The sequence below is a fragment of the Afipia dichlorophenoxyacetatis genome, assembly GCF_055386385.1.
In genome coordinates, this window is sequence record NZ_AP029250.1 from 5,037,223 (window position 1) to 5,057,409 (window position 20,187).

The window sequence follows — 20,187 nt, forward strand, 5'->3', positions numbered from 1 at the left end:
GCAAGCAATGCCGTGGAGGGAGCCGCCCACAAACTCCAATGAGTTGCGACGTTGCATCCGCGATCTGGTCGCGCTCTCAGCACTCCCGGCAGGGTGGCAGAATTATGACACGCGCCAGATCGGCGGCAGCATCGTCGCTGCACTGATCTCAATACTGGACGCCGATTTTGTTTTCATAGCACTTCGCGGCGAGGGCAATCAGCTGATCAGCGAACTAGCGCGCAACAAGCTGACGAACGAAAGCCTCAAGCATGTGCGCACAATGCTGCAGCGGAACAGTGCGCTGCTCGGCAGCGGACAGGAATTTGTCTTTGGCGACGCATCGAGCGGCGGAAATCTGCACGTGGCGACCGCCCCAATCGGGTTCGGTGGCTATGCCACACTTGCCGCAGGCTGTTTTCGCGCCACCTTTCCAACCAGAACCGAAAAGCTGCTGCTGAATACCGGGGCCAATCAGACGGCGATCGCCTTTCGCCAGTGGCTGGGAGATGCCGAGAAACGAGGGTTCACGGCGATCGTGCAGCGGACAACCGATTTCATTGGCATCGCGTCTCTCAACGGTCAGATTCAATATATTAATCCGGCAGGTCTTGAATTGGTTGGACTTGACACCGTCGCCCATGCCTTGCGGCTTCGCGTGCTCGATTTCATTTCGCCCCAGGACCGTACCATGGTTCAGCGCGAGATCTGGCCCCTGGTGCTTCGCACGGGGCGGTGGAAGGGAGAGTTCGACCTCAGGCATTTTGGATCTGGAATACCGATACCCTTCCTGGTCGATTGCTTCAGGATCGATGATCCGCGCACCGGACAGCCGATGAACGTTGCAACCGTGAGCCGCGATCTCACCGAACATAAGGATTCGGAGGCCGCGCTGCGTAACTTGAATGAGAGTCTGGAACGCCGTGTTGCAGAACAAACATTTGAATTGGCACACGCCAACGAAGGTCTCGTCGCGGAGAGACTTGAACGCTCGCAGGCCAATTTGCGCTTGCAGAGGTTGCAGAATGAACTGTCGCGGGCAGCCCGCCTCACGGCCGCTAGTCAGGTGGCCGCCGCCCTTGCGCCCGAACTAAGCCAGCCGCTTACGGCGGTTCGATCAATCGAGGCGGCGTACAACCGAGAAACCCAACTCGATCGCGACCGCGAAATCGGCGAGGCCGTCCGGCGGATCGCAACCCTCAGTCCACGCGGCCTGGAAGTTCTTGACCAACTGTTGTCCGGCCGCCCCAACAAGTTGATCGCGTACCATCTCGGGATCAGCGTGCGCACGGTTGAGGTTCACCGGGCCCGCATGATGGAGCGGCTTGGCGTGCGGCAACTCGCCGAGGCTATCCGCGTCGGCATGCTGGCGAGGCTGAACGTCTCAGCAGCCAGCGACAAACGATAGGGGCGCAACCCGCCATGATCGGCTCACGCCACTTTAGCGCGTTCGCCGAAAAGGTCTTCCAGGACGCCCCGGTTCAAAATCTTGACCGTTCGCGGGCCTGCCAAGGCAATAACGCCGCGATGCTGCAAATCGGTAATGACTCGGCACACGGTCTCGACCGAGACGGCGAGATAATCGGCGATGTCATAGCGGGACACCGGCAATTCCACTTGTCCCCTCCTTTCGGACCCGCGTCCATCGAGCGAAAGCAGAAAAGAGCCGACCTTCTCGAGCGCAGTGGTGCCCCCGACGATCTGGAGTTGGTTCTGGGAACGCGTCAGAGACTCAAGCGCCAGCGCGCGGAGCTCGCGCGCGAACATCGGGTCGCGTTCTGCCATCTGTTCGATCGGTGCACCGGGATAGCTTGCCAGCACGGTCTCCTCGACTGCCGCTTCGATCGTCTCGTCCCTCTTGCTGTCGGAGACGAAGAACACGTCCTGCGGTAGCATCAAATCGAGGATCTGTCGCCGACCGTCGGAACGGATTGTGCAGCGTCGAACCGCGCGAACAATAACACCATACCAGTGGCCCGCGGGACCCGAGCTATTGAGAATTTCCTGTTTGCAATGGCAGTGCATAATCGCGGCAGCGGAATCGAGGCGCTTCAAACCATGGGGCTGCGCCGAAAGTATCCGCCGATAGTAATCTGCTGCATGGTCTTGGGTCGTCAGAAGATAGACCGGATGTGCATGCGAGGTGACGAGCGTCTTTCATTCACGGAAGGCCCTCATCGATGCTGCCGATGATCTGCTGGTTGCAGGATTCGACCGCCCGGACATCGATGTCAGCGCCCGGTTCGATGAGCTGCAACGGCGTTGCACTACCAGTCGATTCCGCCAGCGGATCTTGCCGAAAATCCCGCCTGCGCCCGGCAACCCGTTGATAAGCCAAGGCACGTGCTAAACACGGATGCAGTTGCTGGCATGACACTTCCGGAAAAGCCGGATCCGAAACTCGAAGCATTCGCCGCGCGGCGGCAAGCCGGTGGAATACAGTCCGCGGCAAACGATGGAGTGTGATGATGGAAATCTAGGACTTCGTCGGTCGATCGCACGTCGATAGCCGGACATTGAATGCCTGGATCAAAGCGGAGTGGCTGGTACCGGTAGCCAGCAAAAAGACATTTCAATTTTCAAAAGCCGATCTGGCGCGGGCGCGGCTGATCGTGGACCTCAAGGCGGATTTCTGCGCTGCCTGGTCAGGGATATTCAGGCGATGGAAGCATCCGATCGCAGCAAGGATTTAGGCTGACGGACCTCTATACGGCGGTGTATTTCGGCCGCGATTTCGAAAGAGCGGAGCCTCGCCGTGTGGTCGTAAATTTGCGCCGTCAACATCAATTCGTTTGCACCGGTCTCGGCGATGAATGCTTCAAGCCCCCGCTCGACGGCGTCGGGAGCCCCCACCACGGAATAGGCCAGCGCCTCCTCGACACCCGTCCGCTCCATCGGGGACCAGAGTTCATCCATGTTGTCGACCGGCGGCGGCAAGGGTCCGGGCGTGCCGCGCCGCAGACTAACGAACTGTTGTTGCAGCGATGTGATGAGGCGCCGGGCCTCGGCATCGGTATCGGCAGCGAAGACATTGACGCCAACCATCGCGTAAGGCTCGGAAAGCTGTTTCGACGGCTGGAAGCGGGCGCGATACACATCAAGCGCCCGCATCAGCTCCGAAGGGGCAAAATGCGACGCGAACGCAAACGGCAAACCGAGCATCGCAGCGAGCTGCGCACTGAAGGTGCTCGATCCCAGCAGCCAGATCGGGACCCGCAATCCCGCACCTGGCACAGCCCGCACCATCTGGTCGGGTTGCAGCGGTCCCAGCAGGGCCTGCAATTCCATGACATCATGGGGAAAATTCTCAGCGGTCGTGGCCAGATCCCGGCGTAATGCGCGCGCGGTATGCTGATCGGTGCCGGGTGCGCGGCCGAGCCCGAGATCGATGCGGCCCCGGTAAAGCGATTCCAGCGTGCCGAATTGCTCTGCAATGACCAGCGGCGCATGGTTTGGCAACATCACGCCGCCCGATCCAACGCGAATGGTCCTGGTGCCGCCGGCAATAAAGCCAATCACCACCGCGGTCGCGGCGCTGGCGATGCCGGGCATATTGTGATGCTCAGCAAGCCAGAACCGCTTGTAATTCCAGCGTTCGGCGTGTTGCGCCAGATCGAGCGAATTGCGGAAGGCCTGGGCAGCATCGCTGCCCTGATCAATCGGCGACAAGTCCAGGACCGAGAAGGGAATCACCGGCATCTCCAATTTTCAGACAATCTCGCGGGCCAAAAGATCGCGGGCACACACCCCGATGCGATCAAGCTTCGTCCCGTTAGCAAGTATGTTCTGCGGCCCGCGTACCCCGTGCCGAAAGAAATGCTGTTGTCACGACCGGATCAAGCCAAAGTCGTAGCGGAAGATGGCTGTCAGGGACGCGCGGTCCGGCAATTCCTCCCGCCGTGCCCAGCACCCTCGCCCGATAGACAGCGCGCGCCGCGCAACTTCGTCGACAACACTGTAGGTCTCGGCATCGTCGGAAGCTGAAAATATTACGCTGCCATCGACGTCGCTGACGAGACCGGGAACAACCGCATCGAGATCGACGAGAAGTTGTTCGACCGCGCCTACCGCCGCAGAGATCCGGCCTATCGAAAATATTGACGGAGTCGCCGCCCCGCGGCCTTGATGACTATCAATTACAACCGTAATTCCAGCGCCCAGGCGAAGACGCAAGCGGCGGCAAATCCGATCAGGACATGCCCCCATTCCAGCAGCCCCAGTCCCGCATCAATTTGCGCAGGGGTGATACGGCTGTTCCCGGCCAATCATGAACAGTCAAATTGACGCCCGTCATGGCAATCAAGCGAATTTGCCTCGCCTGTAGATCCAATGAGCACCACCAAACAGGAAACCCGCCGGGCCGCCAAGCCCCAACAGGATTCGCCATGGCCGCACGTCCGCTTGTCAGAAACCGATCGGCTGGAGACGTTCAGCGACAGTGTGCTCTCGATTACTATCACGCTGCTGGTGGCGGAAATCGTACGGCCGGAATATGCGTCGGGCCAGCTGATGGAGAAGCTGACCGCGCAATGGACCAGCTATATCGCGTTCCTTGCGTCATTTTGCTACGCCGGGGTTATCTGGCTCAATCATCGCGCGATATTCGCAAGGGTCCGCTACTGCGACCGCAGTCTTCATCTGGCTAACCTCTTCCTCCTATTGACGTCGGCGCTGATTCCGTTTCCGACGGCGATCCTGTCCGCAGCCATCCAGAGCGGCAACGAATTCGATGCCAGGGTGGCAGTGACCCTCTATGCAGGCATTGCCGGGTCGATGTGCCTGGCGTGGCTCGTCGTGTTTCACGTTCTGAGCGTACATCCATACCTCGTGGAGGAGGATGTCGATCCGGACTTTTTTCCAAAGGAACGCGTCCGCGCCGCGCTCGGCGTTATCTTGTACGCCGTAGCGGGCCTGGCCGGCTGGCTATCGACCCCGAAACTGGCCATGCTGATCTTCCTGGCATTGCCGGTCTTCTACGGGATCACCAGCGAGGGTTTGACGGAAACACGGCTTCGCCTGCAGTTCGGAAGAGCCCATCGCCACGCTTTTTCGAAAGACGATCAGAAAAGGTTGCGCCCCGAATAGCGACCTGTCGGCGGTTCGGTCTCACCGCCCCGCCCGCTGCATGTAATTCGCACCGCCGCCAGCCAGTCCTGCCACATCGCCGGATCGACGGGCGCACCGTCTGCCCATTTCAAGCCCGCCACGATGAGATCGATCTCCTCGTCGGTCTTGCCAAGCCGCAGCGAAATCGTTTCGAGAAAGATCCGCATCGCGTCATAGCCCTCAGTCAGGGTGATGGTGTCGGTCGCGTTCAATTTGGTCACATCTTCTGTCACGATCGCCCTCACAAACGAACCTTACAACCGCCGGCCCATTAGGGAAATTCTAATCGTGCTCCGCATTGACGGCAGTCAATTGAGGCGGATCGCTTCTCTCCTAATATTTTCACATGGATGATCCAGGGGCCAACGCCTCTCTTTGCAGGAGCGAATATGAACGACGCAACCACGATTGCGCGGACCCCCCGTGCCGCTCAGGCGCCGAATACGGACGTGCTTTTCGTGCCGTACCGACTTGGGCCCTTCAACCTGCGGCATCGCATCGTCATGGCGCCGCTAACGCGCTCGCGCGCACGCCAGCCGGGCAACGTGCCAAGCTCCCTTGCCGCCTGCTACTACGCTCAGCGCGCATCAGCAGCGTTGATCGTGAGCGAAGCGACGCAGGTTTCGATGCAGGGCCAGGGTTACGCCTGGACGCCGGGCATCTACAGCCGTGAACAGTTCGAGGCATGGCATCGGGTCACCCAAGCCGTGCATCAGGCGGACGGATTGATCTTCAATCAGCTTTGGCACGTCGGGCGCATCTCGCACCCTGCCCTGCAGCCCGACAATATGCTCCCCGTCGCTCCCTCCGCCATTATTCCAGAGGGCAAAGCCTTCATCGAGAACGAGCGCGGCGAAGGCGAGCTCGTGCCGTTCGTACGGCCGCGCGCGCTCAACATTGAAGAGATGCCCTACATTGTGGCGCAATATGAACGGGCGGCGATAAACGCCCGGGCCGCCGATTTCGATGGCGTCGAGATCCACGCCGCCAACGGCTATCTGCTTGATCAGTTCATCGAGACCAGCACCAACCGGCGCACCGACACCTATGGCGGCCCGGTCGAGAACAGGACGCGATTATTGTTCGAGGTCGCCGAGGCCTTGATAAGGATCTGGGGGCCCGATCGCATCGGCGTACGGCTGTCGCCGATGGGCAAGATGAACGACATCCACGACGACCAACCGGAAGCGACCTTTGGCTATATCGCCGAGCGCCTCAGCGACTACCGCTTTGCCTATCTACATATCGTCAATCCGGCGCTGGAACAGATGCAAAGTGGCAAAGCTCCGGATCCGCGGGCGCTCGCCATGGTCGAGACGATCCGGAAGAAATTCAAGGGAACCCTGATGGTGGCGGGCGGCTTCCAGCCCGACACCGCGGCGCAGTGGCTTCGCGAAGGCAAGGCAGACTTGATCGCTTTCGGCCGCAAGTTCATCGCCAATCCCGATCTACCCGAGCGGTTGCGCGTCGGCGCGCCCTTCAATGCCGACGATCCTACGACGTATTACGGCGGCGGCGAGAAGGGATACACAGACTATCCATCTCTGGCACAGGATCGCGGCGAACAACCGAAGGCCTGTGTCGACCAGCGCTGGCGGTGAGCCGCGACACTTGCTCGCGATCGCGGGAGCTTGCGCCACTGCACCCGCAAATTTGCGCTCACTACACCGGGAAGAGGCGCTCACTTAACCAGGATCAGAAAGGAGCTAGATCATGGCAGAAGACACCCTTAAAGGACTCAATGTGGCCATCCTGGTCACCGACGGCTTCGAGCAGGTCGAACTCACCGAGCCACGCAAAGCTCTGGACGAAGCCGGCGCCACGACCAAGATCGTATCGCCCAAACATCAACGCGTACGGGCGTGGAATTTCACGGACTGGAGCATAGAGTTGCCGGTCGATGTGGAGCTCGATCAGGCCAAGCCGGAAGATTTCGACGCGCTGCTGTTGCCGGGCGGCGTTATCAACCCGGACTCGCTTCGCATTGAGCCAAATGCAGTTGCCTTTGCGAAGGCGTTCTTCGATGCCGGAAAACCGGTTGCAGCGATCTGCCATGGTCCCTGGACCGTGATCGAGACCGGCGCGGCGCGCGGCCGACACATGACCTCATGGCCCTCGCTCAAAACCGACCTCAAGAACGCCGGCGCGGACTGGGTGGACCAGGAAGCAGTCGTGGACAGGGGCTTGGTCACGAGCCGTAGTCCCGATGATATCCCGGCATTCAACCGGGAAACGATCAAGCTGTTCAGCGGTGCACGTCGGCAACGTCATGCCGCATAATGCCAAGCGCAGTCCGCGGACCAGCGTCCGAAAGCGGCGGTTCGGTCCGCTGCAGCGCGAGGTCAGCATCATCGGCCAGGGGACCTGGTACATCGAGGAAGGCGAGCCCGCCTCCGCGATCGCCGCCTTGCGACGAGGCATTGATCTCGGAATGAATCACATCGACACCGCGGAGATGTATGGCGCCGGCGCCGCCGAGGAACTGGTCGGCGACGCCATTGCGGGCCGGCGCGATGAGGTATTCCTGGTCTCCAAGGTGCTGCCACAGAATGCCTCCCGACTGGGGACGAAGATCGCTTGCGAGAGATCGCTCACCCACCTCAAGACCGACTGGCTGGATTGCTACCTGCTGCACTGGCGCGGGCCGCATCCGCTGGAGGACACGTTTGCGGCTTTCCAGGGGCTTCGTGAGGAGGGCAAAATCCTCTCCTATGGCGTGAGCAACTTCGACGTGCCGGATCTTGAAGAGGCATGGGGGATTGCCGACGAATCGAGCATTGTCTGCAATCAGGTGCTCTATCATTTGCAGGAACGCGCGATCGAACATGCCGTGTTACCCTGGTGCGAGCAGCACCGTCTCGCCGTCACAGCGTATAGTCCATTCGGGCACGGCGATTTTCCAAGCAATCACACACCGGGCGGCCGCCTGCTTGCGGATATCGCGAAGGAGCATGATGCGACCACGCGCCAGATCGCGCTTGCATTTCTGACGCGACGGCCTTCGGTCTTCGCGACCCCCAAAGCTTCCAGCGTCGAGCATGTCGAAGAAAATGCCGGCGCGTCCGATATACAGTTGTCGCAGGCCGAGATCGCGCGGATCGATGCCGCCTTTCCGCGTGGTCCGCGTCGCCGCGGGCTGCCGATGATTTGACGGTCAAACCAGCATCGTCAGAGAACCGTGATCTTGGGACAAAGCGGGGCTCCGTAACGAAGGTGTCGGTACCCTTCGCGCGCTTGCGCGTTCGGCCCACGATCACGATCATCCGGGCGCTGCCGCGTACGACCGCGGCGAGGTGGCACAAAATTGAGCCTCGCCGCCGGGGAGAAAAGCACCGATAGCAGCGAAGCCTGTTACCGCGTGCACATCAGAGGACTCGGTCAGCGAGGGCCAACCGATATCGCTCGGAAGTTGGACAAAGTCGCCATTCTTGTTGGCGGTGAGGTCCTGAAAATTATATCGCGCCGTGCAGATCCAGAACTGGCAAGCACCGGCGAACCCGCAAGGACCACAAGGGCGATACTCATTGTCCCGAGCTGCATGACAGCGTTCCTTCGCGCCGGCATTGCGAAAACTCAGCACAAATGCGGCCATCACCCTCGTCCACTACCCCATTCGATCAACCATTCGGCTTTTTGAGAGGTGGAGATCGGCGATCACTGTTCTGGGCCAAAGCGCGACGATCGAATGCGCAACTCTCAACAGTCATCAGCGTCAGACGTCGCACCAACGTTGACGGCTATCAAGGCTTGCCGATGCCTTCTCAGCCTATTCTCCATCGCCGCATTGGGCATCGATGAATGTTTCAGCGCCAAAACCCACCACCTTGAACCAAGGAGATTACCTATGGCAGCAAGAAATCGCGCCATCACATTCTTGGGGCCACACAAGATGGAGCTCCAGGACAAAGGATACCCGAAGCTTCAGGACCCGAAGGGAAGGAAGATTGAGCACGCTGTGATCCTCAAGATCATCACGACAAACATCTGTGGCAGCGACCTGCATATCTATAACGGCCGCTTCGCGGCCCCGAAGGGAATGCAGATGGGCCATGAGAACACAGGCGAGGTGGTTGAGGTAGGGTCGCATGTCGAGCACATTAAGGTGGGCGATTTCTGCTCCGTACCCTTCAACGTTGCTTGCGGCACATGCCGAAACTGCAAGGAACGCCACACGGACGTATGCCTCAACGCTAATGAGGAGCTCGGATTTTGCGGCGCTTACGGTTTCAATCTTGGCGGCTGGCAGGGCGGCCAAGCCGAATATATGCTGGTACCGTGGGCGGACTTCCAGCTGCTGAAATTTCCCGACAAGGAACAGGCAATGGAAAAGATTAGGGACCTCACCCTGCTCTCCGATATTCTGCCCACCGGGTATCATGGCTGTGTCGAGGCGCGGGTTGGAACGGGTTCTACCGTGTACATTGCCGGGGCCGGGCCGGTCGGTCGCTGCGCCGCTGCGAGCGCGCAGCTTCTTGGAGCGTCTTGCATTATCGTCGGCGACCACAACAAGGCCAGGCGCGATTTGGTGAAAAAAGCCGGCTACGAAGTCGTAGATCCGTCCAGCACTACCCCTGTTGCCGATCAGATTGAAAAACTTCTCGGCACGGGCTCTCGCTGGGTCGACGCGGCTGTGGATTGTGTGGGCCTCGAGTGCCACGGCTATGGGCCGGACGCCAGTTCAAAGAACGTGGAGGAAGCCGTCATCAATACGTTGATGGAGGTAATCAAGCCTGCCGGGGCCATGGGCATCCCCGGCGTCTACACTAACCTGGATCCCGGTGCTCCCACAGAACTTAACAAGAAAGGCTTGATGGCCCTGGGCTTTCCTGCAGCCTGGGTAAAATCGCCGACATTCACGGCCGGTCAATGTCCCGTCATGCACTACAACCGCGATCTGATGATGGCCATCCTGTGGGACAGGATGCCTTACCTGACGCCGCTTCTAAATACCGAGGTTATCCCGCTGGAGCGGGCCGTCGAAGCATATCAAATCTTCCATGACGGATCTCCCAAGAAGTTCGTGATCGATCCGCACAACATGACCAAGCTGATGTCGACCGGATAAATTGGATAGCCCGCCGAAACCCGGCGCGAACGCCGGACGCAATTAACCATCTTTCGAGACGGCTGCGCTGATGTCGGATAAAGCCCCTGGCACCGCTATCATAGCCCCATCGGCGATCGCAAGGATCGACGTCCTCGGCGCCAGCTTCCGGGGACCGGCTCATGATGCCTGATCGGCCACCGCGGCGCGGGGAGGTCCGCCCGCGGGGCGGACTGTTGCGCGGACTTGATGCCATTCTCTTCGGAACTCCGCTCGGCGGTCATGCGTTTCCCGTAGCCGGCTGGTGTAAATGTTAGAAGCCAACAAACCTCGTTCTCTAAATGCCGCGGAAGAGGCTCGGCGTGGCTTCGTCCGCGTACGCGGTGGTCGCGAGCACAACCTCAAGAATATCGATCTGGAAATTCCGCGCGACGCACTCGTGGTCTTCACCGGGGTTTCGGGATCGGGAAAGTCTTCCCTCGCATTCGGCACGCTGTATGCCGAGGCTCAGCGGCGCTATCTCGAATCCGTGTCGCCCTACGCGCGTCGTCTATTTCACCAAATGCAAGTGCCTGAAGTCGACGAGATCACCGGTCTTCCGCCGGCGGTCGCCTTGCAGCAGCAGCGCGGATCACCAACCACTCGCTCTTCTGTCGGGAGCGTCACTACCCTTTCGAATTTATTGCGCATGCTCTATTCGCGCGCCGGTGACTATCCGAAGCATCAGCCTCTACTCTACGCGGAATCCTTTTCACCCAATACTCCCGAAGGAGCCTGCCCGAATTGTCACGGAATCGGTCGTGTTCATGACGTCACCGAGACCTCAATGGTGCCGGATGATAGCCGCACCATCCGCGAGCGCGCAGTCGCGGCGTGGCCAACCGCTTGGCAAGGTCAGAACCTGCGCGACATCCTGGTCACTCTTGGCTACGACGTCGATAAGCCTTGGCGTCAGCTTTCAAAGAAGGATCGCAACTGGATCTTATTTACGGACGAACAGCCGACGGTACCGGTCTACGCGGGCTACACCGCAGCTGAGGTAAAGCGCGCACTGCGGCGCAAGGAAGAACCGAGCTATCAAGGCACATTCACGAGTGCGCGGAAGTATGTGCTGCAAACCTTCGCCACGACCGAAAGTGCGATGATGAAGCGACGCGTCGCGCAGTATATTTTGAGTCGCGATTGCCCTGTCTGTCACGGAAAGCGGCTGAAGCCCGAGGCGTTGTCGGTAAAGTTCGCAGGCCTGGACATTGCCGAGCTGTCGCGGCTGCCAGTGAAGCGTCTGCACACGTTGCTCCTTCCCCATCTAAAACAAGCCGATGCAAAATCAGAAAGGGCAATCGTCATCCAGCGTATTGCCGAGGACATGGTCGCGCGGCTCGCGGTGTTGATGGATTTAGGCCTTGGTTACCTGGCGCCGGAACGTAGCACGCCAACACTGTCGCCTGGCGAATTGCAGCGATTGCGTCTGGCAACCCAGGTCCACTCCAATTTGTTCGGCGTGGTATACGTTCTCGACGAGCCTTCCGCTGGTTTACATCCCGCGGATACGGAAGCGCTCCTGACCGCGCTCGATCGCTTGAAAGCGTCGGGCAATTCTCTGTTCGTCGTCGAGCATGAGCTTGATGTGATCCGACACGCCGACTGGATCGTGGACGTCGGCCCGAAAGCCGGCGAGCAAGGTGGCGAGATACTCTACAGCGGCCCACTGGAAGGGCTTGCGGACGTCGAGGCATCCCAGACACGAAGGTATCTGAACGGATCCAATGCCTCAGCGGGCCGGTCGCCACGCACACCGCAATCGTGGCTGCGGCTCCGTGGTGTCACGCGTAATAATCTCGACCACCTTGACGCCGACATTCCGCTGGGCGTTTTTACCAGCGTCACCGGCATTTCCGGCTCCGGCAAATCCAGTCTGGTCAGCCAGTTTCTTGTGGAGGCGGTGGCGGCTGGATTAGGGCAGCACGTGAATAACGCGGACGACGAGGATGCACACCTCGATGCTAAGGTACCGACATTGGGCGGGATGATCGTCGCGGGGCTAAATATCATTCAAAGATTGGTGGTCGTCGATCAAAAGCCAATCGGGCGCACACCGCGTTCTAATCTTGCGACGTATACCGGTCTGTTCGATCACGTCCGCAAACTTTTCGCAAACACGCGCCTGGCGCGCAGTCGCCGCTACGATGCTGGCCGTTTCTCGTTTAACGTCGCCAAGGGACGCTGTGAAACCTGCCGCGGCGAAGGTTTTGTCTGCGTTGAGTTATTGTTTCTGCCAAGTGTCTATGCGCCGTGTCCAACCTGCAAGGGTGCTCGGTACAATGCCAAAACGCTGGAAATCAAAATTCGCGATCAATCAATCGCCGACGTTCTGGCGATGCGGGTCGATGAGGCCTTTGAATTTTTTGCTGACGACGAGGCCTTGCGGCGATCTCTGGGTGTGATCCGGGAAGTCGGCCTGGGGTACATTCGCCTCGGGCAAGCCGCGACAGAATTATCGGGCGGCGAAGCACAACGTATCAAGCTCGCTACCGAGCTGCAGCGCGCCCAGCGCGGCCACACGCTTTATGTCTTAGATGAGCCCACGACCGGCCTACATCCCTCTGATGTGGAAAAGTTGAATGGCCAGCTTAATGGGCTGGTAGATTCCGGAAACACAGTCCTCGTCGTCGAGCACGATATGAGCATGGTGGCGCAAAGCGACTGGGTGATTGACATCGGTCCAGGCGCCGGCGACGAGGGCGGAAAGATCGTGTGGGCCGGCCCTCCCTCCAAGATGTCGTCCGCCAGCGGAAGCCGAACCGCACAATATCTCGAGGGACATTTTAGCTTTTCGCCCATGATCTCCGATCCAATTTAGAGGCGCCTCATTATGCGCCGACACGGCGACGGCTGGCGGCGACTTTGCGCGTGTTGAAAGTTTGCCATCGGGAACACTGTCGCGCACCAACGCGATCAATGGCGCGACAGCATTCTCGGAGAAGGCCGGCGTCATCGGCCCTTTTTGCATCCATCCTAGTCTGCATCAGCTTCTATACCGCTTATCTGTAACCACTATTGGTTGGCACAACTCGCCTCAAGGTCGAGCAACTCGCAATGTCCGCTTTGGGTCAAAAGCAGACGTTGAACCTACAAGCTTTTGCGGAAAAATCACTGCCTGAGCTACCAAGCCTTGATATGCCACTGCTTGAGGACGCTTGACCCTGATTTCCGAGGCTGAATACGCGTCAGCTTTCAAGCGAACAACTGATAAGCTTTGTGCTCTTTCTTTATCAGCCTGCGGACTGACTCCATTTCGTGCCTTTGCTTATCAGTCGGCTGACTGACTCCGTTTTGGCTATTTTCTTATCAGTTAGAACACTGACTACATTTGTGACCATTCCCATCAGTCGCAGGATTGTTCGTGTAGTCGCTGCTCAGCAGCGAAATGCGATGTCAGATTACCCTCGATTGTCCCCCCGCAACTCCCGGGGGAGCCAAAGATCAACACGTGTTTTTCTTTTAGCCGAACCCGGGTGGAGGAACAAATTTCACGTACCTGCTGGCTTCCTTTGCAAACGCCAGGGTTGTTTTGTCCTCCAGATACGGCCCAACGATATTGATTCCCACAGGCAAACCACTTGATAACGATCCGACCGGGATTGTCGTCACGGGCAAGGATGGCATCGTGCTGTAACCTGCCCAGAAAAGCTGATCGTTGTAGTCAACCTGTTCGCCAGACACATTTATCTTCCGGTCTTCACGAATTGTCGTTTCGTCCACCGGATACGCGGCGGACAACGTGACCGGACACAGCAAGATGTCAAAATCGCAGAAGAAGCGAGTCCATTCCGCATTCAGCCGTGCACGGATCTCCTCTGCTCCAATGTAACTTCTGTGGGATTGTGTTTGAGCCCGGCGAAGCTTAGCGCGATAGGACCGATCGGAGTCCGAAAGCCCTGCCGCAATCTCCACCACGTTGTTAAATTCTGCTGCGCTCATACGCCCTGCTCCCGTTCCGCGAAGCAACTTGAGGTAAGCGTCATGAGCCTCCGCATGGTCGAATGACGGATGTGCGTCCCTTTGGACTGACGCTCCGGCCTGTTCAAGGCTCTGGATGAATTGGGAGATGACCTCACCATAAGCGATGTCGATTGGCGCGACGGATGAATTCTCGATCGCGCCAATTCGAAAATCACTCAACCGCACTGCACGCGGTCCCGGCAAGTTCAGTTGCCAGGCCTTTGCCGGCGCTCCATCCGGCCCGGCCAATACATCGAGCAAGAGTTCAAGATCCGCCGCCGATCGTGTGAGTGGCCCGGCAGTGGCAAGATCACTCGCTAACCACGTACCGCGCCGGAGATTGCCCTCATCGGAGAGAATTCCGTGGGTCGGCTTGTGGCCGAAAACACCACAAAAATGAGCAGGAAAGCGGATAGATCCCGCAATATCCGTGCCGAGTTCAACGGGGGTGAAACCCGATGCGAGCGCCGCTGCAGATCCTCCGGACGATCCTCCCGGTGATCGAGCAAGGTCCCAGGGATTTCGGGTCGAACCATAGACCTCGTTGAAAGACTGGAAGTCCGCGGAGTGTAGCGGAATATTGGTTTTTCCGAATATAATCGCGCCGGCACCGATGAGCCTGTCGACCAACGAACTGTTCTTCTCGGGGCGCCAATTAGCGTCTCCGGGATCACCGTACGTTGTCGGCCAACCCGCTACATTGTGCACATCCTTCACGGTCATCGGCAGACCATGCAGTACGCCCCAGCTTTGTCCCTCCGCACGCGCTTTGTCGGCTATATCTGCCCTCTTTCGGGCAGCCTCAGTGTCGAGGTAGACGACGGCGTTGACGTCCCCATTGTATTTTTCGATACGGCCCAGATACAGCTCAAGCAGTTCCCGGGACGTCAGTTCGTGACGATCCATCAGGCGAAGGAGTTCGGACGCGGGCGCATAGGCCAGGTCAGTCATTGAGCGCGGTTTCATCTTCTCTCAGTCCTCACCCGGGCTCCAGCGTCGCGATATTTCGTTCCTGTTTTCGTAGGACGCTTCGAAGATCGGCGCTGCGAGTGTCGCGCGCACATGCAGGATCTTCGTCTCCACATTCTTGAACCCGTGCTTCATTCCGGCAGGAATCAGGACCGACTGATTTGCACTTACGACCGCGGTTTCGCCATTCAGATAGATTTCGGCCCTGCCGTCGATCACTTCGAGAACCTCCTCGACAGCATGAATATGTATCGGGGCGCCAAGTCCGGGGGCGCAGAACTGGTCAAAGATGCACAACTGGTGCCCTCCCAGCAAAAACGACATCCGCATGCGCGTTATGACGCCATCACGCCATTTTTCGGTTGGCTGGTCGTTGTGATTAAGAACTTGCATGATGAGACTTTCCTTGTGGTTGACTGAGCCTTCGGACAATAGAGCGGACACAACAGATCGATATTCGTGCTTTACAATTCCCGATCAGAGAACTCCTGGATGCAGGCCACGCCGATCAGGCGACCGTGAAAACGAAATCATCGGGATTCAATGACGACGTCATTTTCCAGAAATCCACGATCCTCCACGGAGCAAGGCCGACGACGCGGCCGCGTTCGTCCTTGTACCAATTGCTGACGTTCGGATGGGTCCAGACCATGCGCGCGTGCATTTCATCGACGCGACGATTGTACTCGTCATGGAGTTCCTGACGAATTTCCATGGTGCCCATGTTTCGCTCTATCATCTCGCGCAAACACTGCATGATGTAACGCACCTGAAGTTCGATGTAGAAGAAGATGCCACCACCGTGGGAGAGGCCCGTATTCGGGCCACCCAAGATGAACATGTTCGGAAATTCCGGCACGGTCATGCCCATGAAGGCGCGCGCGCCTTCATCTTTCCAAACGTCATTGATCGATCTTTCCGTCCGTCCGATGATAACCATCGGAGCGAGCACTTCCGTCGGCTTGAAACCCGTGGCCAGAATGATGACGTCGAGCGGATGTTTGTCACCGTTGGCATCAATAACCGCGTCCGGCTCAATCCGGCCAACACCGGCATTGACCAATTCAACATTGTCCCGCAGCAGCATCTTGAACCAGCCGTTGTCCCGCAGCATCCGCTTCCCCCAGGGGGGATAGTTCGGGATGATCTTTGCCAGCAGATCTTGCCGGTCTTTCAATTCCGCCTGCATGTAGCGGATCATGTTCTCGCGGATTGTATGGTTGCGCGCGTTCAACGATACGTCCGGCTTGTCCCAGTTCGGATCGCGCTGGACAACCGCATGATTGGTATCTCCGCTCGCCCAGAACAGCAGAAAGCGATACCACATGTAAAAATAGGGAATATGCCTATTGGCCCATTGCATCCCCGGCGAGAAGACCGTGTGATAGCTCTGGTTAAGACCGACCCAGCCAGGCGACCTCTGGAAGATCACCAGCTTCTCGACAGCCGGAGCAATTGTCGGCCCCACCTGAACGCTGCTCGCTCCCGTCCCCACAATCGCCACGCGCCTGCCTTTGAGATCGACGTTGTGATCCCAGCGGGCAGTGTGGAATATCGGTCCCTTGAAGCTCTCAAGACCACTTACCTTCGGTAATGCCGGGCGGTTAAGCGAGCCCACGCTCGGCACGAAGATCTTTGCCGTCAGGACCTCGGTCCCTCCCGATTTATTTTTGATCGTCACGTCCCAGCATCGGCGGTCGGAATCAAACGAAGCCGCGACGGCCTCGCTGTCGAATCTGATGTGGTCGCGAAGTTCGTATTTCTCGACGATGCCTTTGAGGTACTCCAAAAGCTCGTCACGGAGCCCGAACACCCTGTTCCACTGGGGTTTGGGTTCGAACGAGAATGAATAGACGTGGTTTGGAATATCGACACCAGCGCCCGGATATTGATTTTCATACCAGGCTCCGCCGACTTCGTCGTTTCTTTCAAGAATCGTAAATGGAATCCCCGCTTGCTTCAGCATGACGGCCATACACAGACCCGACGCGCCGGCACCGGCAATGATAACCGAGAACGCCTGTACTTTGTCAGCCGGAGGAATTCTGCGCCACTCAGCGGTTCGCATCTTGCCCAACAAAGGCGCCGCCTCTTCCACAAACATGGATCCGTAGTCGTCGGACACAAGGTCGTTGACGCCATAGCTAAGCAGCTGGCACAGTCTTTGCCGCGTAAATGCGACGTTCTCGATCGCTCCGGTGCCCGCCATCCTCATGGCGCCGACTAGCGCTTCGCGAATCTCCTGACGAAGGCCTTCAGGAATCCGTTCCAGGTGGCTCCAGCCTCCTTCGATAAAAGGAGCTGCCTTTTCCAGTAAAGAGTCGTCGCCGGTCAATTGGGCATGAACCAGCGCCTGCGGCACGATATCTGCTTCCAGCAACATCTTCCGAAGCAGTTGCTCGTCAGCGACCGCTTCGCTGAAAATCGCCACGACGCGCGCCTGTTCGTCCGCCATCGGTGTCCTGTCGCCTTCACGGCCGTTCACGTTACCGCCTCGCAATCACACCAAACGTACCGAAATCTCCGAATAGCCCATCTTGTGGCGGGCCTATATCAGAGCATCGACGCCGACCAAGCTTTCGATGGAATTTCGATTGATGGGACGAGCGCCGTCGGCTCCATCGAAGATGACCGACCCGCGATCCAGAACCAGCAACCGATGCGTGAACTCGAGCGCAATGTCGACGTGCTGCTCGACCAGAAGGATCGCGACGCCCGATTCCGCGCGGATACGCTTCATTGCCGCGACGATTAGATCAACGATGACAGGCGCAAGACCTTCCATTGGCTCATCCATCAGGAGCACGGAAGGATTGCCCATAAGAGCGCGTCCAATGCTGAGCATTTGCTGTTCGCCGCCGGACAGTTTCGTACCTCCGATGTTGCGCCGCTCCTGCAGACGCGGAAACAGATCGAACACCCTTGCCAGCGTCCATTCCTCTGCAGCGCGCTCGCGACTACGAGCGGCAACTACCAGATTTTCCTCGACGCTGAGGGAGGGAAATATCTCGCGCTCCTGCGGCACCAGGCCGATGCCGCGAACAGCACGGGTGTATCTCGGCAAGTTCTGAATCGGCTCGCTTCCAAGCCTGATAACGCCGCCCTTGATGTCCGCACGTCCCGCGACCGTCGAAATCAGTGTTGTTTTGCCGACGCCGTTTCGTCCAAGCACGGCAAGCGTCTCGCCCATCGGGAGTTCGAACGAAATATCGTTGATGACTTGTGTCGCCCCCCATCCGGAGCTCACATGCTCACAAGCCAAGGCTATCGGCCGATTTTCACCCTTCGTTTCAGCCATTGTGACGATGACCCAGATAGATGTCGCGGACAAAACTGTTCGATGCGATCTCCTGAGGCGTCCCTTCGATGACGATTTGCCCCGCCACAAGAACACTGATCTTTCGAGCAAATCGCGCAACGAGTTTCATGTCGTGCTCGATGAAGAGAACCGAGACATTTGCAGGCAGCCGCTCGATCAGTTCAAAAACCGCATAGGAATCGGCCGGGGCAACACCGGCGGCAGGCTCGTCCAGCAGGAGGACTGATGGCTGCAGAGCAAGGGCAATCGCAATCTCGACCAGGCGCTGGCGGCCGTAAGAAAGCTGCGCGATGGAAGATGTCGCCGCGCTTTCGAGCTTGAGGCTCTCCAGGATGTCGTAGGCGATTTCAGCGGTCGCCTTCTTGAAGCTACGGCCGCCGATCATTCTGGCTCCGCCACCCATGCGCTCTGCGACGGCCAGCTGGACATGCTCGATGACACTCAGTTCGCGGAACAGCGAATTGATCTGGAAAGTTCGGGCCAGACCGGATTTTACCCTGCGATCCGCGGAAAGCCCGGTGACGTCGTGCTCATTGATCCAGATCTCGCCCTTGGTGGGCGGAAGATTCCCGGTGAGAAGATTGATGAATGTCGTCTTGCCCGCGCCGTTCGGCCCGATCAGTGCCTGCCGCGAGCCAACCTTCATCTCGAAGTCAACGCCCGAGACGACCGTCGTCTCGTTGAAAACCTTGGTGAGTTCCCTGGTCCGTAGTGCAAGCGTCTCCGTCATTGGCTTGCCCTGCACTCAACATCGGCCGGAGATTGCTCCGGCGAAGCTGGCTCTGGCTTTGCCCTGCGCAAGGCAGCGGCCTTTTCAATCAGACCAATCAACCCGCCAGGTGCAAATAGCACGATCGCGATCAGCATCAGGCCGATCCAGAACAGCCAGAAGACGGGATCATCCTTGGCCAGCGCATCCTGGACGATCATGTAGGACGAAGCACCAACGAATGCGCCGTAGAGACGGCCACGGCCGCCTACAACAAGCATGATCAAGACGGCGCCGGCCATCTCCAACCCAAAAACCGAAAGGGAGACAAACTGCGACACCTGGGCCGAGAGCCCGCCTGCGACTCCGGCCAGCGCCGCGCTTATGGTGAACGCGATCAACTTCCGTCTCATCACAGGCACGCCGATCGCCTGCATTCTCACCGGATTGAGACGAATACCGACCAGCGACCTTCCGAACGGCGAACCAACCAACGTGCGCACAAAGAGCCACGACAGGAACAGGACGGAAATGCAGTAGACAGCGGCAACGTGCCCGAAGATATCGAACCCGAACATCCCGAAGAGCGGCGAGATCTCAATGCCCTGAAGACCGTCATGCCCGCCCGTGATATTCGCAAAACGGTTGGCAAGCTCTCCGAACAGCAAAGTCAAGGCGAGGCCGAGCATCAGAAGCGTAAGCCCTCGCGTGCGCAATATCACGATGCCGGATAACAAGCCGGCAATCGCTGCGGCAAGGCCGGCGCAAATCAATCCACTGATCGGTTCCGGCCATCCGTTCACGGCGAGCAGGCCGGCCATATAGGCCCCCACTCCGAAGAAGGCGGTATGGCCTAGAATGATAATGCCGGCGTAGCCCACCACGATGTCGTAGGAGAGCGTAAACAGAATCATCACGATCACCTGCGACGCGAAAGGCAGGTAGGTCGGGAATACAAGCCAGACGGCAGCGAAGGCGAGCCAAGGTGTTGCTTCCCAAAGTTTGAAGGGGTGCGACCGCACCACAAACGCGGTGGCCTGCTCCTTGCGCGGATCCATA

General features: G+C 58.6%; 18 protein-coding genes. 7 read left to right on the plus strand and 11 right to left on the minus strand.

The genetic code is table 11. The features are described from left to right. The first annotated feature begins 7 nt into the window (after positions 1-7). Positions 8-1,387: a LuxR C-terminal-related transcriptional regulator gene (locus ACZ5C3_RS23535; protein ID WP_464044315.1), complete on the plus strand. Its 1,380-nt coding sequence runs from the start codon at positions 8-10 to the stop codon at positions 1,385-1,387. Positions 1,388-1,410: 23 nt separating this feature from the next. Here the strand turns inward: ACZ5C3_RS23535 and ACZ5C3_RS23540 are convergent, their stop codons facing one another. The 3 genes from ACZ5C3_RS23540 to ACZ5C3_RS23550 all read right to left on the minus strand — a co-directional run bounded on the left by ACZ5C3_RS23540 (position 1,411) and on the right by ACZ5C3_RS23550 (position 4,152). After that, positions 1,411-2,034 carry a helix-turn-helix domain-containing protein gene (locus tag ACZ5C3_RS23540; protein WP_464044316.1) on the minus strand — a complete coding sequence of 208 codons (624 nt, stop codon included), beginning with the start codon at positions 2,032-2,034 and terminating at the stop codon, positions 1,411-1,413. Between the two features lie 600 nt (positions 2,035-2,634). Further along, complete coding sequence (locus ACZ5C3_RS23545) at positions 2,635-3,672, minus strand: LLM class flavin-dependent oxidoreductase (RefSeq protein WP_464038415.1); 1,038 nt, start codon at positions 3,670-3,672, stop codon at positions 2,635-2,637. 132 nt (positions 3,673-3,804) lie between these two features. After that, positions 3,805-4,152, minus strand: coding sequence for a hypothetical protein (locus ACZ5C3_RS23550; protein WP_464033501.1), 348 nt, complete (start codon positions 4,150-4,152; stop codon positions 3,805-3,807). A 156-nt stretch (positions 4,153-4,308) separates the two neighbouring features. Between ACZ5C3_RS23550 and ACZ5C3_RS23555 the strand changes: the two genes are divergently transcribed. Then, positions 4,309-5,064 (plus strand): TMEM175 family protein, encoded by a 756-nt coding sequence (locus ACZ5C3_RS23555; RefSeq protein WP_464033503.1) that lies wholly within the window; start codon positions 4,309-4,311, stop codon positions 5,062-5,064. Here ACZ5C3_RS23555 and ACZ5C3_RS23560 read toward each other — a convergent pair. Continuing rightward, positions 5,040-5,318 carry a hypothetical protein gene (locus tag ACZ5C3_RS23560; RefSeq protein ID WP_464033505.1) on the minus strand — a complete coding sequence of 93 codons (279 nt, stop codon included), beginning with the start codon at positions 5,316-5,318 and terminating at the stop codon, positions 5,040-5,042. The genes ACZ5C3_RS23555 and ACZ5C3_RS23560 overlap by 25 nt on opposite strands. A gap of 156 nt (positions 5,319-5,474) precedes the next feature. Between ACZ5C3_RS23560 and ACZ5C3_RS23565 the strand changes: the two genes are divergently transcribed. From ACZ5C3_RS23565 to ACZ5C3_RS23575, 3 genes are all read left to right on the plus strand, one after another. Next, a complete protein-coding gene (locus ACZ5C3_RS23565) occupies positions 5,475-6,686 on the plus strand; it encodes an alkene reductase (RefSeq protein ID WP_464033507.1) in 1,212 nt (403 codons plus the stop codon). 112 nt (positions 6,687-6,798) lie between these two features. After that, positions 6,799-7,365 (plus strand): type 1 glutamine amidotransferase domain-containing protein, encoded by a 567-nt coding sequence (locus tag ACZ5C3_RS23570; RefSeq protein WP_464033509.1) that lies wholly within the window; start codon positions 6,799-6,801, stop codon positions 7,363-7,365. Next, positions 7,355-8,236 carry an aldo/keto reductase gene (locus ACZ5C3_RS23575; protein WP_464033511.1) on the plus strand — a complete coding sequence of 294 codons (882 nt, stop codon included), beginning with the start codon at positions 7,355-7,357 and terminating at the stop codon, positions 8,234-8,236. Before ACZ5C3_RS23570 ends, ACZ5C3_RS23575 begins: the two co-directional genes overlap by 11 nt. Positions 8,237-8,344: 108 nt before the next feature. Here ACZ5C3_RS23575 and ACZ5C3_RS23580 read toward each other — a convergent pair whose 3' ends face one another. Next, the gene (locus ACZ5C3_RS23580) at positions 8,345-8,677 is read right to left on the minus strand and encodes a hypothetical protein (RefSeq protein ID WP_464044317.1); all 333 of its coding nucleotides are present in this window, start codon (positions 8,675-8,677) and stop codon (positions 8,345-8,347) included. 252 nt (positions 8,678-8,929) lie between these two features. Between ACZ5C3_RS23580 and ACZ5C3_RS23585 the strand changes: the two genes are divergently transcribed. Beyond that, entirely contained in the window at positions 8,930-10,150 is a 1,221-nt protein-coding gene (locus ACZ5C3_RS23585) for a glutathione-independent formaldehyde dehydrogenase (protein ID WP_464044318.1), read from the plus strand. A gap of 289 nt (positions 10,151-10,439) precedes the next feature. After that, positions 10,440-12,989, plus strand: coding sequence for an excinuclease ABC subunit UvrA (locus ACZ5C3_RS23590; protein WP_464033512.1), 2,550 nt, complete (start codon positions 10,440-10,442; stop codon positions 12,987-12,989). Positions 12,990-13,630: 641 nt separating this feature from the next. Here ACZ5C3_RS23590 and ACZ5C3_RS23595 read toward each other — a convergent pair. From ACZ5C3_RS23595 to ACZ5C3_RS23620, 6 genes are all read right to left on the minus strand, one after another. Beyond that, complete coding sequence (locus ACZ5C3_RS23595) at positions 13,631-15,082, minus strand: amidase (protein ID WP_464044319.1); 1,452 nt, start codon at positions 15,080-15,082, stop codon at positions 13,631-13,633. A gap of 21 nt (positions 15,083-15,103) precedes the next feature. Continuing rightward, positions 15,104-15,493: a cupin domain-containing protein gene (locus ACZ5C3_RS23600; RefSeq protein WP_464033516.1), complete on the minus strand. Its 390-nt coding sequence runs from the start codon at positions 15,491-15,493 to the stop codon at positions 15,104-15,106. 115 nt (positions 15,494-15,608) lie between these two features. Next, positions 15,609-17,585: a flavin-containing monooxygenase gene (locus tag ACZ5C3_RS23605; RefSeq protein WP_464033518.1), complete on the minus strand. Its 1,977-nt coding sequence runs from the start codon at positions 17,583-17,585 to the stop codon at positions 15,609-15,611. A 63-nt stretch (positions 17,586-17,648) separates the two neighbouring features. Then, positions 17,649-18,398 carry an ABC transporter ATP-binding protein gene (locus tag ACZ5C3_RS23610; RefSeq protein ID WP_464033519.1) on the minus strand — a complete coding sequence of 250 codons (750 nt, stop codon included), beginning with the start codon at positions 18,396-18,398 and terminating at the stop codon, positions 17,649-17,651. Beyond that, positions 18,391-19,149 (minus strand): ABC transporter ATP-binding protein, encoded by a 759-nt coding sequence (locus tag ACZ5C3_RS23615; RefSeq protein ID WP_464033521.1) that lies wholly within the window; start codon positions 19,147-19,149, stop codon positions 18,391-18,393. The genes ACZ5C3_RS23610 and ACZ5C3_RS23615 overlap by 8 nt, the downstream gene beginning before the upstream one ends. Continuing rightward, positions 19,146-20,186: a branched-chain amino acid ABC transporter permease gene (locus ACZ5C3_RS23620; protein WP_464033523.1), complete on the minus strand. Its 1,041-nt coding sequence runs from the start codon at positions 20,184-20,186 to the stop codon at positions 19,146-19,148. Before ACZ5C3_RS23620 ends, ACZ5C3_RS23615 begins: the two co-directional genes overlap by 4 nt. Between the last annotated feature and the right edge of the window lies 1 nt (position 20,187).

Bases quoted from the DNA above. Each gene is read 5' to 3' on its own strand.
- ACZ5C3_RS23535 (WP_464044315.1), top strand. From the start codon at position 8: ATGCCGTGGAGGGAGCCGCCCACAAACTCCAATGAGTTGCGACGTTGC.
- ACZ5C3_RS23555 (WP_464033503.1), top strand. From the start codon at position 4,309: ATGAGCACCACCAAACAGGAAACCCGCCGGGCCGCCAAGCCCCAACAG.
- ACZ5C3_RS23565 (WP_464033507.1), top strand. From the start codon at position 5,475: ATGAACGACGCAACCACGATTGCGCGGACCCCCCGTGCCGCTCAGGCG.
- ACZ5C3_RS23570 (WP_464033509.1), top strand. From the start codon at position 6,799: ATGGCAGAAGACACCCTTAAAGGACTCAATGTGGCCATCCTGGTCACC.
- ACZ5C3_RS23575 (WP_464033511.1), top strand. From the start codon at position 7,355: ATGCCGCATAATGCCAAGCGCAGTCCGCGGACCAGCGTCCGAAAGCGG.
- ACZ5C3_RS23580 (WP_464044317.1), bottom strand. From the start codon at position 8,677: ATGGCCGCATTTGTGCTGAGTTTTCGCAATGCCGGCGCGAAGGAACGC.
- ACZ5C3_RS23585 (WP_464044318.1), top strand. From the start codon at position 8,930: ATGGCAGCAAGAAATCGCGCCATCACATTCTTGGGGCCACACAAGATG.
- ACZ5C3_RS23590 (WP_464033512.1), top strand. From the start codon at position 10,440: ATGTTAGAAGCCAACAAACCTCGTTCTCTAAATGCCGCGGAAGAGGCT.
- ACZ5C3_RS23595 (WP_464044319.1), bottom strand. From the start codon at position 15,082: ATGACTGACCTGGCCTATGCGCCCGCGTCCGAACTCCTTCGCCTGATG.
- ACZ5C3_RS23600 (WP_464033516.1), bottom strand. From the start codon at position 15,493: ATGCAAGTTCTTAATCACAACGACCAGCCAACCGAAAAATGGCGTGAT.
- ACZ5C3_RS23610 (WP_464033519.1), bottom strand. From the start codon at position 18,398: ATGGCTGAAACGAAGGGTGAAAATCGGCCGATAGCCTTGGCTTGTGAG.
- ACZ5C3_RS23615 (WP_464033521.1), bottom strand. From the start codon at position 19,149: ATGACGGAGACGCTTGCACTACGGACCAGGGAACTCACCAAGGTTTTC.
- ACZ5C3_RS23620 (WP_464033523.1), bottom strand. From the start codon at position 20,186: ATGGATCCGCGCAAGGAGCAGGCCACCGCGTTTGTGGTGCGGTCGCAC.